Below are 13,780 nucleotides of genomic sequence, written 5' to 3' on the forward strand. Positions count from 1 at the left end.
AGCCGTCGGGTTGCAGGTTGGCGCCTCAGGTCGCTCGCCACTTACTCAGCCAGCCCAAGCTGGCTTGGGTGCCTGGATCGCCCGGCCGATACTCGGCCGCCAGCCAACCCTGATAACCACTGTCACGTAGAGCATCCAGCAGCGCTGCGAACTGCAACTCGCCAGTGCCCGGTGCACCGCGCCCAGGGTAATCGGCAAACTGCACATGGCCGATACGCCCAGCCAGCAGAGCGATACCCGCCTGGATATCCAAGCCTTGCCGTGCCATATGGTAGAAGTCGTACTGCACCGCTAAATTGGGGTGAGACACGGCCTTGAGCAACGCATCCAGCTGCTCCGGGGTGTTGATCAGAAAGCCCGGCATATCCAGCGGGTTAATCGCCTCCACCACCACGCCAATGCCCAATAACTGAAAGGCTTCGGCGCTCTTGTGCAGATTGTCGACCAAACAGGCCATTGCCTGCTCGCGGCTCAGCCCCTCGGCCAAACGCCCCGCCAGCACATTGATCTTGGCCGGCCGGACCAGGGCGGCGTAGCTCAGCGCCTGCTGCAGCGCCGCATCAAACTCGGCCTGCCTTGCAGGCACTGCAGCCAAACCGGCCCCGCCACTCATCAAATCACCGGCCGGTAAGTTGATCAGGCGCAGCGGCATACCCGCAGCGTCCAGCGCCTCTTTCAGGCGAATGGCCGGCAGCTCGTAGGGAAACTGGATTTCCACACCATCAAAGCCCGCAGCGGCGGCGGCCACAACGCGCTCGATCAGCGGTAACTCGCTAAACAGCAGCGACAGGTTGGCCGCGACCTTCATGGCTGTGGCTCTTGATGCGCTGGCTTCCGGTACAGCTGCACCAAGGTTGCCGGGTCACGTTCTAGATTGCCCTGGCTGCCGTGCTGGCGCATCAACTGCGCGGCCAAGCCACTGAGCGGCGTAGCCGAACCGATCTGTTGCGACAGTTTCACCGCCGTATCAAGGTCCTTGAGCAGGGTGCGCACATGCCATTTGACTGGCTCGAACTGGCTCTCGGCCATCTGCGGCGCGAGAATCTGCAGCGGCTTGGAATCGGCGAAACCGCCGGCCAGCGCTGGCGCGATCAGGCTGGCATCAACTCCGGCCTGTTCAGCCAAAGCCACCACTTCGGCGATCACCAGTGCGTTACAGGCGACAATCATCTGATTGCACACCTTGGTCACCTGGCCCGCGCCGACATCGCCCATGCGCGTCAGGCGTTGCCCCAAGTGCGCAAGAATCGGCCGTACCCGCTCGATATCCTCAACCCGACCACCGGTCATGATCGCCAATGTGCCGCTGGCCGCGCCTGGTGTGCCGCCGGACACCGGGGCATCGATCCAATGCATGCCACAACGAGCGTGCAACTCAGCGGCCATTGCGCGGGTAGCCGCCGGCTCCAGGCTGGAGAAGTCCACTAGCAACTGGCCTGGCTTGCCTGTTTCCACAATGCCGCCAGGGCCAAACACTATCTCGCGCACCACCTCGGTAGTGGCCAGGCACAGCATGACGATATCCGCTTGATCACAGAGCTGCGCCGGATTGGCCACGACCGTCGCACCCAACGCTTGCAGTGGTGCGCACTTATCAAGGGAACGGTTCCACACGCTCAGCGGATAGCCGGCGGCCAGCAGGCGCTGGGTCATGGGCAGCCCCATCAGGCCAATACCAGCAAACGCCAAAGCAGGGAGGGAGGTGGACATAGGCAGACTCCGACTTAGTGATGGCCGTTATCTTAACCTAGCGGCGCTAGAGCCCGCCGCGCCCCATTAACAGCCAAATTACAGACCTAGAGGCCGTCTTTTTCCAGGTGATCGAGGTTGACCGGCTCACCGCTGTGCACGTCGAGCTTGCGGCGAATGTCCTCGAACATCAGGTCGTACTCGGCATGGCTGCGCATGATCAGGCTGTTGTTGGTCGGCAGGCCATGTTTGTGTGCCAGACGCGTGGCCACGCTGGCGAAGTTGTAGGCGGTGTCGCGATGCAGCTCGAAGACCTCTTCAAACGCCTTGCCGTCCACCTGGCCCTGCATACGCATGTGCAACATAGGGCCCTCGGCCGAATCTTTGCGCACCTCATAATAGAGATCGACGCTGAACAGCGGCGTTTCCGCCGCGGCCAAAGTATTGGCGCGATGCAAATGTCCGGGTTCAAACATGCTGGCAGCTCCTGCAATCAGTTCATGGTGCTGCCAGCATAGTTACTCAGTATGGCTCGAGGTGCACGCGCCAGATCAGTGCAGCGGCGCACCCTGACTGCGTTCCTGCGCCAGCACCCAGGGCGCCACCACCACCGCCCACAGCTCTGGATCGCGCTTTAGTAGGTCTTCGGCGCGGCTGTCATCCACCCGGCTCAAGGTACCTGCGGCCAGCCAGGCGGCGACTTTGGCCTGGTCGTTCTGCGCTACGGCCTGCGCCACGTCGATCAGGTCCTGGGCACCATCTACCAACAGCAAGGCGCCGCGGGCGAAGGTCGGTTGCAGCTCTTGCCACGTAATAGCTGCAGTTTCACCAAGCAGCTTGGCATAGAGGGTGCTAGGTTGTTCAGTCATGGATTGCCCTGTCGTGGGTGGCGGATTACGAATCGGCGCTCATGATAACGGCAGCCAGCCAGCTGGCAAATTCGCGCAACAGTTCGCGACGTTGTCAGCAACGCGCAAGACACGCCGTTTTTCTATACGTTTATTACGTTAAAGCGACACCCCAGGGTTTTGCCCCCAGCAAGCCGCTTTTCAAGCCGCAAAGCCGCGCTCTACACTGCACCGGTACAGTTGCCGGGGGGATGACCGGGGAAACAACCCGGTTCTGCAGCTTTGGCCGCCAGAACTACAATAATCAAAACCAATAAGAGTGGAGCACTATGAACAAGGCTACTAAGCAGATTTCCAAACTGTTTGCCGCCATGGCCATGGCTGGCGTTGCCAGCTACTCGGTAGCGGCTGACACCATCAAAATTGGCCTGGCAGGCCCCGTCACCGGCGCCGTCGCGCAATACGGTGAAATGCAGTTCATCGGTGCCAAAATGGCTATCGAGCAGATCAACAAGGCTGGCGGCGTAAACGGCGCAATGCTTGAAGGCGTGGTGTATGACGATGCCTGCGATCCAAAGCAAGCGGTTGCCGTTGCCAACAAGATCGTCAACGACGAAGTGAAATTCGTGGTTGGCCACCTCTGCTCCAGCTCCACTCAGCCAGCGTCCGACATCTACGAAGATGAAGGCATCCTGATGGTTACCGCCGCCTCCACCAGCCCGGACATTACCGCGCGTGGCTACGAGCTGGTGTTCCGCACCATCGGCCTGGACAGCCTGCAAGGCCCTACCGCCGGTAACTTCATCGCTGACCACGTCAAGCCGAAAGCGGTTGCCGTGATCCACGACAAGCAACAGTACGGCGAAGGCATTGCTACCGCGGTCAAGCAGACCCTGGAAAGCAAAGGCACTAAAGTCGTTATGTTCGAAGGCATCAATGCCGGCGACAAAGACTTCTCCGCGATGATCGCCAAGCTCAAGCAAGCCGGTGTGGATTTCATCTACTACGGCGGCTACCACCCAGAGCTGGGCCTGCTGCTGCGTCAGTCGGCTGAGAAAGGCTTGAGCGCCAAGTTCATGGGCCCTGAAGGCGTAGGCAACAAGGAAATCTCGGCCATCGCTGGCCCGGCTTCCGAAGGCCTGCTGGTAACCCTGCCGAAGTCGTTCGACCAGGACCCACGCAACCAGGCACTGGTTGAAGCGTTCAAAGCCAAAAATGAAGACTCCAGCGGTCCGTTCGTGTTCCCGGCTTACGCCGCAGTACAAGTGATCGCCGAAGGCATCACCAAAGCTGGCGATACCGACACCGCTAAAGTGGCCGCCGCTCTGCGTGCCAACAGCTTCGACACCCCAACTGGCAACCTGGCCTTCGACGAGAAGGGCGACCTGAAAGACTTCAGCTTCGTCGTTTACGAATGGCACCAGGACGGCACCAAGACTGAAGCCAAGTAAGCTTCCCGCCTGAACCCAAAACCCACTGCTCTGGCAGTGGGTTTTGTTTATTAGAAGAATTCCGGTTGCACGCTGCGCCATAAGCGCTGCATTGCGTGACAACCCAGGAGTTAGGCAATGCCTGATCTTTATCACTACCTGCAACAGCTGGTTAACGGTCTGACCGTTGGCAGCACCTATGCCTTGATTGCCATCGGCTACACCATGGTTTACGGCATTATCGGCATGATCAACTTCGCCCATGGCGAGGTCTACATGATTGGCTCGTATGTAGCCTTCATCGTGGTCGCCGGCCTGGCCATGTACGGCCTGGACAGTTTACCCATCGTGATGATCGCGGCCTTCTCCGCCAGCATCATTGTCGCCAGTGCCTATGGCTACAGTATCGAACGCGTCGCCTACCGTCCTTTGCGCGGCGGTAACCGTCTGATCCCGCTGATTTCCGCCATTGGTATGTCGATCTTCCTGCAAAACCTGGTACTCCTCTCTCAGGACTCCAAGGACAAATCGATTCCCAACCTGCTACCGGGTAACTTTGTGTTCGGTGAAAGCACCATGAATGGCGTGGTGATTTCCTATATGCAGGTGCTGATTTTCGTCGTCACCTTCTTCGTCATGGTCGGCCTGACCCTGTTTATCTCCCGTTCACGCCTGGGTCGCGCCTGCCGCGCCTGCGCCGAAGACCTGAAGATGGCCAACCTGCTGGGCATCAACACCAACAACATCATCGCCCTGACCTTCGTTATTGGTGCCTCCCTGGCAGCGGTAGCTGCGGTGCTATTGGGCATGCAATACGGCGTGATCAACCCGCACCTGGGCTTTCTCGCCGGGATCAAGGCCTTCACCGCAGCGGTACTCGGCGGTATCGGCAGTATTCCCGGAGCCGTTCTAGGCGGCCTGCTACTGGGCGTAGCCGAAGCTTTCGGCGCTGATATCTTCGGCGACCAATACAAGGACGTGGTGGCGTTCAGCCTGCTGGTACTGGTGCTGTTGTTCCGCCCGACCGGCATCCTCGGCCGTCCGGAGGTTGAAAAAGTATGATTACCAAGAACCTCAAAACCGCAATCTTCAGCGCCCTGTTGGTGCTGGCCGTGGCCTACCCGGTTATCGGCCTGAAGCTCACTACTGTCGGTATCAAACTGGAAGTGCAAGGCGCCAGCCCAGCGGTGCTGTGGACGATCTTCGGTTGCTCGATTGCCATGTTCTTCTGGCAACTGTTTCGTAATCACCTGAGCGACGCCTGGAGCCACGCGCCCAAACTGCCGAGCATGCCGGGCAAAGCCAGCGAGTTCTTCACCCTGCCCTCGACCCAGCGCTGGATCGTTCTTGGCCTGATCGTCGTTGCCCTGGCCTGGCCGTTCTTCGGCTCGCGCGGTGCGGTGGATATCGCCACACTGATCCTGATCTACGTGATGCTCGGCCTGGGCCTGAACATCGTGGTCGGTCTGGCGGGCCTGCTCGACCTCGGTTACGTGGCCTTCTACGCCGTCGGGGCTTACAGCTACGCGCTGCTGTCCTTCTACTTCGGCCTGAGCTTCTGGATCTGTTTGCCCATCGCCGGCCTGATGGCGGCGTTCTTCGGCTTTATCCTGGGCTTCCCGGTGCTGCGCCTGCGCGGCGACTACCTGGCCATCGTCACCCTGGGTTTCGGCGAGATCATCCGCATCCTGCTGAACAACATGACCTGGCTGACCGGCGGCCCTAATGGCATTGGCTCGATCCCCAAGCCGACGCTGTTTGGCCTGTCGTTCGAACGTAAGGCTGCCGAAGGCATGCAGACCTTTCACGAGTACTTCGGGGTGGCCTACAACTCCATCAACAAGGTGATCTTCCTCTACCTGATCGCCCTGCTGCTGGTGCTGTTGACCCTGTTCGTGATCAACCGCCTGCTGCGTATGCCGATCGGCCGCGCCTGGGAAGCCCTGCGTGAAGACGAGATTGCCTGCCGCGCCTTGGGTATGAACCCTACCGCGATCAAGCTCTCGGCGTTCACCATCGGCGCCTGCTTCGCCGGTTTTGCCGGCAGCTTCTTTGCCGCACGCCAAGGTCTGGTCAGCCCGCAGTCGTTCACCTTTATCGAGTCGGCAATCATCCTCGCCATCGTCGTATTGGGCGGTATGGGCTCGCAGCTGGGCATCATCCTGGCAGCTATCGTGATGATCCTGCTGCCGGAGCTCGCGCGTGAGTTCAACGAATACCGCATGCTTATGTTCGGCGCCCTGATGGTATTGATGATGATCTGGCGTCCGCAGGGCCTGCTGCCTATGCAACGTCCGCACCTGGAGCTGAAGCGATGAGCCGCTCGATTCTGGAAGTAAGCGGCCTGTCCATGCGCTTCGGCGGCCTGCTGGCCGTTAACGGGGTGAACCTGCAGGTTGCGGAAAAACAAGTGGTGTCGATGATCGGCCCGAATGGCGCCGGCAAAACCACCGTATTCAACTGCCTGACCGGCTTCTATCAGCCCACCAGCGGTAGCATCCGCCTCAATGGCGAGCAGATCGAAGGCCTACCCGGTCATAAGATTGCCCGCAAAGGCGTGGTGAGGACGTTCCAGAACGTACGTTTGTTCAAGGACATGACGGCGGTGGAAAACCTGCTGGTGGCACAACATCGCCACCTCAACACCAACTACCTGGCGGGACTGTTGAAGACCCCGGCGTTTCGCAAGAGCGAGCGCGAGGCTATGGAGTTCGCGGCGTTTTGGCTGGATCAGGTCAACCTGACTGAGTTCGCTAACCGTACAGCCGGCACCCTGGCTTACGGTCAGCAACGTCGCTTGGAAATCGCCCGCTGCATGATGACCCGCCCGAGCATCCTGATGCTCGACGAGCCAGCCGCCGGCCTTAACCCACGCGAGACCGACGACCTCAAGGCACTAATCCGCGTGTTGCGCGATGAGCACAATGTCACCGTGCTGCTGATTGAGCACGACATGAAGCTAGTCATGAGCATTTCCGACCACATCTATGTGATCAACCAGGGCACGCCCCTGGCGGACGGTACGCCGGAGCAGATCCGCGCCAACCCGGACGTGATCAAAGCCTACCTGGGGGAAGCGTGATGCTGTATTTCGAGAACGTTTCCACCTTCTACGGCAAGATCCAAGCCCTGCATGACGTGAATGTCGAAGTTCGTCAGGGTGAGATCGTCACCCTGATCGGCGCCAACGGTGCTGGCAAGTCGACCCTGTTGATGACCCTCTGCGGCAACCCACAGGCCAGCAGTGGCAGCATTCGCTACCAAGGTGAAGAGCTGATTGGCCAAGACACTCCGAGCATCATGCGCAAAAGTATTGCCGTGGTGCCGGAAGGCCGCCGGGTGTTCTCCCGCCTGACCGTGGAAGAAAACCTGGTGATGGGCGGTTTCTTCGGCAGCAAAGCCGACAACCAGGAGCAACTGGACAAGGTGCTGCACCTGTTCCCGCGCCTGAAAGAGCGCTTTGCTCAACGCGCCGGCACCATGTCCGGCGGTGAGCAGCAGATGCTCGCCATCGGCCGTGCACTGATGAGCAAACCCAAGCTGCTGCTGCTCGACGAGCCGTCGCTGGGTCTGGCCCCAATCATCATCCAGCAGATCTTCGACATCATCGAACAGCTGCGCAAGGAAGGTGTAACGGTGTTCCTGGTCGAGCAGAACGCCAACCAGGCGCTCAAGCTGGCCGACCGTGGCTATGTGCTGGAAAACGGCCGGATCGTGATGCAAGGCAGCGGTCACGAACTGCTGAATGATCCGAAGGTACGCGACGCCTATCTGGGCGGCTAACACGGCCTGGGTAAATGAAACCGCTCCTCGGAGCGGTTTTTTAATGGTGGGCGAAAAGTTCATGGTCCCGCTGGATGCGCAAGCAACCTCTCCCACAAACTATCCGCGGAATAATCCGCACCGCACAAACGATTTATCGCCGCCGTTCGCCCGATGTTCCGTGCACAGGCGCCCTGGCCAGTTACAATGGTCGCCCTTTTTTTGCCGATGACCGCTTTTATGACTGACCCCATCCGCCTGTCCAAACGCCTGATCGAAGTGATCGGCTGCTCGCGTCGCGAGGCCGAGCTGTATATCGAAGGTGGCTGGGTGACGGTCGATGGTGTGGTGGTCGAAGAGCCACAGTTCAAGGTCGCCGAACAGCGTGTCGAATTGCTACCAGATGCGCAGCTGACGCCGACCGAACCCGTCACGCTGCTGCTCCACATACCGGCCGGGCACTACCCAGACCGAGCCGTCGAGAACATCGGCGCGACCAGCCACTGGACGGAAGACGGCGCCGGCATCCGCCCGCTGAAAAGCCATTTCGCCCGCCTTGTCAGTTGCGCACCGCTGCAAGCAGGGGCCGATGGCCTGCATGTATTGACTCAGGACTGGCGCATCGAACGTAAGCTCAAGGAAGACCTGAACAAGCTGGAGCAGGAGTATGTGGTTGAGGTCATCGGCACCTTGAGTGCCAGCCAACTCAAACGCCTGGCTCAGGGTCTGATCTTCAACGGCGTAACCTTGCCGCCGTGCAAGGTCAGCTGGCAGAACGAAACCCGCCTGCGCATTGCCCTGAAGAACCCACTGCCCGGGCAGATCGTATTCATGTGCAACAGCGTCGACCTCAAGGTGCTAGGGATGAAGCGCCTGCGCATCGGTGGTGTGCCCATGGCCAAGGTCCCTGCCGGCCAATGGCGTTATCTGGCCGACAAAGAACGTTTCTAATCATTTTTCAGCGGTTGCCCTTAGGCCACCGCCCTCTTCAGGATCTACCCATGCTTAACAACGACGTACTGCGCAGCCTGCGCTACACCCTCGACATCAGCGATGCAAAAATGGCCGAGATCATCCAGCTGAGCGGTAAACAGGTGACGGTGGCCGATCTTATCCCGCTGCTGAAGAAGGAAGATGAAGAAGGCTTCAGCGCGTGCGATGACGAGCTGATGGCACATTTCCTCGATGGCCTGGTGTACTTCAAGCGCGGCAAGGACGACAGCCGCCCGGCTCAGCCGTTCGAGCTGCCAATCACCAACAACATGGTGCTGAAAAAACTGCGTGTGGCTTTCGAACTGAAAGAAGACGACATGCACGAAGTGATGAACAGCGTCGACTGCCCGGTTTCCAAGCCGGAGATGAGTGCTCTATTCCGCAAGTTCGGCCACAGCAACTACCGCACTTGTGGTGATCAGTTCCTGCGCAACTTCCTCAAGGGTTTGACCCTGCGCGTTCGCGGCGAATAGCTCATCTGCGCCATGCGTCCCGCATGGCAGCGTATTTCCAAGGGCAATAGTGCCTGTCGCATCGCAGACAGACGATTAGGCTGATGGCATTCATCCCCTGAGGATTTGCCATGCACCCCTATTTTGATCTGCAAGATCGCACTGCCCTGGTCACCGGCGGCACACGCGGCATCGGCAAGATGATCGCCAAAGCCTTTGTTGAAGCCGGCGCAACGGTTTATGTCTGCGCCCGCGACGGCGAGGCTTGCGCGCAAACGGCTGCCGAACTCTCCGCGTTTGGCATTTGCCACGGCCTAGCCGCCAATCTGGCCAGTGAAGAAGGCGTACAGGTATTGGCCGCCGAGCTAAGCAGCCGTACTGGCCAACTCGATATTTTGGTCAACAACGCCGGCACCACCTGGGGCGCACCGCTGGAAAGCTACCCAGCCAAGGGCTGGGAGAAGGTCATGCAGCTCAACGTGACCTCGGTGTTCAGCTGCATCCAGCAATTACTGCCGCTGCTGCGCAAGGCCGGCAGTGCGGCCAACCCAGCGCGGGTGATCAACATCGGCTCGGTGGCGGGCATCAGCTCTCATGGCGAAGACGCCTATGCCTATGGCCCGAGCAAGGCAGCCCTGCACCAATTGTCGCGCATGCTGGCCCGCGAACTGGTCAGCCAGCACATCAACGTCAACGTGATCGCGCCAGGGCGCTTCCCGAGCAAGATGACCCAGCATATCGCTTCCGATGAGGCTGCCATGGCCGAAGACACAGCGCTGATCCCGATGAAGCGCTGGGGTCGCGAAGAGGAAATGGCTGCCCTGGCAATTAGCCTGGCCAGCACCGCCGGGGCCTATATGACGGGGACAATTATCCCCATCGACGGCGGTTTTCACCTCTAGCAGGCTGTCGCGTACTATGGCGGCGTTTATCATCAGATCACGCCGCCATGCCTTACTCCGTCTCACCTATTGGTTTTGTTCGTTCCTGCTTCAAGGAGAAATTCGCCATCCCGCGCCAGCCGCAACTGGCACCCGCGGCGCGTGGCGTATTGGAGTTGATCGCCCCTTTCGATAACGGCGAGGCAGTGCAAGGCCTGGAGCAGGTCAGCCATGTATGGCTGCTGTTCCTGTTTCACCAAGCCCTGGAAGATAAACCACGCTTGAAAGTGCGCCCACCGCGCTTGGGCGGCAATCAGTCAGTCGGCGTGTTCAGCACCCGCGCCACCCACCGGCCCAACGGCATCGGTCAGTCAGTGGTCAAGCTGGATAAAGTCGAGCCCGGCAAACTCTGGCTGTCTGGTATCGACCTGCTCGACGGCACCCCGGTGCTGGATATCAAACCCTACGTGCCTTACGCCGACAGCCTGCCGGATGCCTACAACCGCATCGCCGATAGCACCCCAGCCCTGATCAGCGTCACCTGGCAGGACGACGCATTGATTCAGGCCAACAGTCACAGCCAACGCCTGACTGAGCCGCTGGTTGAGCTGATCGAACAATGCCTGGCCCAGGACCCGCGCCCGGCCTATCAAAAGCCAGCGCCAGAACGCCGTTATGGCGCACGTTTCTGGGATGTCGATGTGCACTGGCATTACCCGCAGCCGGGAAGCATCTGCGTGCTGGATGTGCTGCTGGCCGACTGACTACTATTCCAAGCCAAGCTGGCCTGTGCGGGCGACCATCCAAAAATTGCCGCACACTCGACCCTGTTTTGTCTTATATTTACACAGTAAATGTATACAAAATAGGGAGTCTACTGATGCTTGAACGCCCCCGCCGCCTCAATGGTTTACGCCACTTAGCCCTGCTGGTTCCCAACCTGGAAGCCTGCGAACGCTTCTACGTGGATATTCTCGGCATGCAGGTGCTACACCGCGCCAATGAGGATCTGGTTTACCTGACCTGCGGCAACGATAACCTTTCCCTAGGCCGCGCCTTCGTGCCCAGCAGCGGTGAACAGGCGGTGGACCACTACGGTTTTATCGTCGACAGCATCGATGAACTGCACGCCTGGTATCACTACCTCAAGGAACAAGGCGTGACCTTGCTCGACCGGCCTTTCGCTCACGGCGACGGTGCGCACAGCTTTCACCTGCTCGACCCCGCGGGCAATAAGGTACAGCCCATTTATCATCCAGCGGTTTCCGGGCAGAGCTTTAGCTCAACCATGTAACGACAAGCCACCGCTGCACGGCACACAGCCCGGACAGCAAGGAGCCGCACCACATCAGGCTAAACAGGCATTCACTGTTTACTGGCTTGCAGGTAAGGTGGTGCCAAAGACTATGCTGCCAAGTAGCCAGTATTCTTTTTGCGCATCGCTATTATCAGTAATCGTATTGTGAGTGTATGAAAGCCAGTACCTACGCGCCGACCGAGAACCTTGTCGACTTGCTACTCGACGCTATATGCGTTGTGGATACACGCGGGCGCTTCGTTTTTGTCAGTGCGGCCTGCCAACGTATTTTCGGCTATCGCGCAGACGAAATGATTGGCAAGGCCATGATCGAAATGGTCCACCCCGAAGACCGCGGTAAAACCCTCCAGGCCGCCGCAGAGGTAATGGCCGGCGTGAACAAACCACACTTCGAGAACCGCTACCTACGCAAGGATGGCAGCACGGTGCACATTCTCTGGTCCGCACGCTGGTCAGAGGACGATCAGGTGCGCATCGCCGTGGCCCATGACATTAGCGAGCGCAAGCGCAGCGAAGCCCTACAAACGGCCCTGTATGACATTTCCGAAGCGGCCCACTCGGCAAAGAACCTGCTGGGATTGTTTCAGCAAGTGCATCAGGTCATTGGCGAGTTACTGCCGACCCTCAATTTTTCAGTGGCACTGTACGATGAACAGAGCGACGAGCTGAGTTATCCCTACCCGGCTGAGCAACCGCCGATACCTGTCACCCATGCGCACGTAAATGCCGCCACCCTGAGCGCGCAAGTGGTTCGCAGCGGTAAAACCCTGCTGCTCTGCGATGATAGCCAAACGCAGATGACCACCACGCACAGCTGGCTGGGTGTGCCACTACATTCACATCGTGGCGTCATTGGGGCGCTGGTAATGCAAAGCAGTGCATCGGCGCGTTACGGCGAGCGCGATCAGGAGTTGCTGCAATTTGTCTCAACTCAGGTGGCTACGGCCATCGAGCGTCAACAGATGCTCAGCCGCTTACAGTTTATGGCGCAGTACGACCAGCTCACGCAATTGCCCAACCGCGAGCTGTTGCGCGATCGACTGCACACGGCCCTGGCCCGTGCGCGCCGTGAGCAGTCGCAAGTGGCGTTGCTGTTCCTCGACCTGGACAAATTCAAGCAGGTCAACGACAGCCTTGGCCATGCCGCCGGTGATTTACTGCTACAAGGCGTCGCCCAACGAATCCAGCTATGTCTGCGCGAGGCCGATACGGTGGCCCGCTTTGCCGGTGATGAATTCGTCGTACTGTTGGAGGATTTCCACTCGGCCGATCACGCCAGCGCAGTGGCCGAAAAAATCCGCCATTGCCTTAACCAGCCCTTCGATCTCGATGGACAGAGCCAGACCATCTACCCGAGCATCGGTATCGCCCTGTATCCGCAGCATGCTCAAGATGAACAACAGCTGCTGCAACATGCCGACAACGCCATGTACCGGGCCAAGCAGAAAGGCGGAAACCGTGCGCATAGCGCTCTGGAGCCTGAGTAAGGCATATGAAAAAGCCCGCCAATTGGCGGGCTTTTTATTGACGTAGCGCTTACTTCTCGACGAAGGCACGCTCAATCAGGTAGTCACCCGGCTCGCGCATACGGGCCGAAACCTGCAGGCCGAACTCGTTGAGCACTTCACTGGTTTCATCGAGCATGCTTGGGCTGCCGCAGATCATCGCACGATCATCCTGCGGGTTGATCGGTGGCAGGCCGATGTCCTGGAACAGCTTGCCGCTGCGCATCAGGTCGGTCAGACGGCCTTGATTCTCGAACGGCTCACGGGTCACCGTCGGGTAGTAAATCAACTTGCCCTTCAATGCATCACCGAAGAATTCATTACGCGGCAGATGCTCGGTGATGAGCTCGCGGTAAGCCACTTCGTTCACATAGCGTACGCCGTGAACCAGAATCACCTTTTCGAAGCGCTCGTAGGTTTCCGGGTCTTGAATCACGCTCATAAAAGGAGCCAAGCCGGTGCCCGTGCTGAGCAGATACAGGTGTTTTCCGGGCTTTAGGTCATCCAGCACCAAGGTGCCGGTGGGCTTCTTGCTGATGATGATCTCGTCGCCTTCTTTAAGGTGTTGCAGCTGCGAGGTCAGCGGACCATCAGGCACCTTAATGCTGAAAAACTCCAGGTGCTCTTCCCAGTTAGGGCTGGCGATTGAATAGGCGCGCATCAGCGGACGCCCCGTATCCTGCTGCAGGCCGATCATCACAAACTGGCCATTCTCAAAGCGCAATCCTGGGTCACGGGTGCACTTAAAGCTGAACAACGTATCGTTCCAATGGTGAACGCTCAGAATGCGCTCGGCGTTAAGGTTGCTCATGCTCGGGGCTCCGCAGAGGGTAATGTCATCAGCGCGCCTGAGCGCAATTGCGAGCTAGTGTAATGATCGGCACAATATCTGTTAACTTGAT

Annotated in this window: 16 protein-coding genes; 11 read left to right on the top strand and 5 right to left on the bottom strand. The window is 59.0% G+C overall.

Annotated features, from left to right (window positions below):
* Positions 1 to 25 precede the first annotated feature (25 nt).
* The 4 genes from D8779_RS01015 to D8779_RS01030 all read right to left on the bottom strand — a co-directional run bounded on the left by D8779_RS01015 (position 26) and on the right by D8779_RS01030 (position 2,558).
* Positions 26 to 808 carry a hydroxypyruvate isomerase family protein gene (locus tag D8779_RS01015; RefSeq protein WP_136662616.1) on the bottom strand — a complete coding sequence of 261 codons (783 nt, stop codon included), beginning with the start codon at positions 806 to 808 and terminating at the stop codon, positions 26 to 28.
* Positions 805 to 1,710, bottom strand: coding sequence for an NAD(P)-dependent oxidoreductase (locus D8779_RS01020; RefSeq protein WP_136662617.1), 906 nt, complete (start codon positions 1,708 to 1,710; stop codon positions 805 to 807). Before D8779_RS01020 ends, D8779_RS01015 begins: the two co-directional genes overlap by 4 nt.
* Positions 1,711 to 1,796: 86 nt before the next feature.
* Positions 1,797 to 2,165, bottom strand: a complete 369-nt coding sequence (locus tag D8779_RS01025) for a DUF5064 family protein (RefSeq protein WP_136662618.1) — start codon at positions 2,163 to 2,165, stop codon at positions 1,797 to 1,799.
* A gap of 75 nt (positions 2,166 to 2,240) precedes the next feature.
* Positions 2,241 to 2,558: a DUF2288 domain-containing protein gene (locus D8779_RS01030; protein ID WP_136662619.1), complete on the bottom strand. Its 318-nt coding sequence runs from the start codon at positions 2,556 to 2,558 to the stop codon at positions 2,241 to 2,243.
* Positions 2,559 to 2,866: 308 nt separating this feature from the next.
* On the opposite strand from D8779_RS01030, the gene D8779_RS01035 reads away from it, so the two are divergent.
* The 11 genes from D8779_RS01035 (at position 2,867) to D8779_RS01085 (ending at position 12,860) form a co-directional block, all read left to right on the top strand.
* Positions 2,867 to 3,988, top strand: a complete 1,122-nt coding sequence (locus D8779_RS01035; protein ID WP_136662620.1) for a branched-chain amino acid ABC transporter substrate-binding protein — start codon at positions 2,867 to 2,869, stop codon at positions 3,986 to 3,988.
* Positions 3,989 to 4,105: 117 nt separating this feature from the next.
* Positions 4,106 to 5,029, top strand: a complete 924-nt coding sequence (gene livH / locus D8779_RS01040) for a high-affinity branched-chain amino acid ABC transporter permease LivH (RefSeq protein ID WP_136662621.1) — start codon at positions 4,106 to 4,108, stop codon at positions 5,027 to 5,029.
* Positions 5,029 to 6,285, top strand: coding sequence for a high-affinity branched-chain amino acid ABC transporter permease LivM (locus D8779_RS01045; protein ID WP_136664396.1), 1,257 nt, complete (start codon positions 5,029 to 5,031; stop codon positions 6,283 to 6,285). The genes livH and D8779_RS01045 overlap by 1 nt, the downstream gene beginning before the upstream one ends.
* Entirely contained in the window at positions 6,282 to 7,049 is a 768-nt protein-coding gene (gene livG / locus D8779_RS01050; protein ID WP_136662622.1) for a high-affinity branched-chain amino acid ABC transporter ATP-binding protein LivG, read from the top strand. The genes D8779_RS01045 and livG overlap by 4 nt, the downstream gene beginning before the upstream one ends.
* Positions 7,049 to 7,750 (top strand): ABC transporter ATP-binding protein, encoded by a 702-nt coding sequence (locus tag D8779_RS01055; RefSeq protein WP_136662623.1) that lies wholly within the window; start codon positions 7,049 to 7,051, stop codon positions 7,748 to 7,750. Before livG ends, D8779_RS01055 begins: the two co-directional genes overlap by 1 nt.
* A 219-nt stretch (positions 7,751 to 7,969) precedes the next feature.
* Positions 7,970 to 8,680, top strand: coding sequence for an rRNA pseudouridine synthase (locus D8779_RS01060; protein WP_136662624.1), 711 nt, complete (start codon positions 7,970 to 7,972; stop codon positions 8,678 to 8,680).
* Between the two features lie 50 nt (positions 8,681 to 8,730).
* The gene (locus D8779_RS01065) at positions 8,731 to 9,195 is read left to right on the top strand and encodes a YehS family protein (RefSeq protein WP_136662625.1); all 465 of its coding nucleotides are present in this window, start codon (positions 8,731 to 8,733) and stop codon (positions 9,193 to 9,195) included.
* Positions 9,196 to 9,305: 110 nt separating this feature from the next.
* Entirely contained in the window at positions 9,306 to 10,076 is a 771-nt protein-coding gene (locus D8779_RS01070) for an SDR family oxidoreductase (RefSeq protein WP_136662626.1), read from the top strand.
* A gap of 47 nt (positions 10,077 to 10,123) precedes the next feature.
* Positions 10,124 to 10,819 (top strand): tRNA (N6-threonylcarbamoyladenosine(37)-N6)-methyltransferase TrmO, encoded by a 696-nt coding sequence (gene tsaA, locus D8779_RS01075; RefSeq protein WP_136662627.1) that lies wholly within the window; start codon positions 10,124 to 10,126, stop codon positions 10,817 to 10,819.
* Positions 10,820 to 10,935: 116 nt separating this feature from the next.
* Entirely contained in the window at positions 10,936 to 11,349 is a 414-nt protein-coding gene (locus D8779_RS01080) for a VOC family protein (RefSeq protein ID WP_136662628.1), read from the top strand.
* 176 nt (positions 11,350 to 11,525) lie between these two features.
* Positions 11,526 to 12,860 carry a GGDEF domain-containing protein gene (locus tag D8779_RS01085; protein ID WP_136662629.1) on the top strand — a complete coding sequence of 445 codons (1,335 nt, stop codon included), beginning with the start codon at positions 11,526 to 11,528 and terminating at the stop codon, positions 12,858 to 12,860.
* A 49-nt stretch (positions 12,861 to 12,909) separates the two neighbouring features.
* Here D8779_RS01085 and fpr read toward each other — a convergent pair whose 3' ends face one another.
* The gene (gene fpr / locus D8779_RS01090) at positions 12,910 to 13,689 is read right to left on the bottom strand and encodes a ferredoxin-NADP reductase (RefSeq protein WP_136662630.1); all 780 of its coding nucleotides are present in this window, start codon (positions 13,687 to 13,689) and stop codon (positions 12,910 to 12,912) included.
* Between the last annotated feature and the right edge of the window lie 91 nt (positions 13,690 to 13,780).

The organism is Pseudomonas leptonychotis (assembly GCF_004920405.1).
Classification (GTDB): Bacteria; Pseudomonadota; Gammaproteobacteria; order Pseudomonadales; family Pseudomonadaceae; genus Aquipseudomonas; species Aquipseudomonas leptonychotis.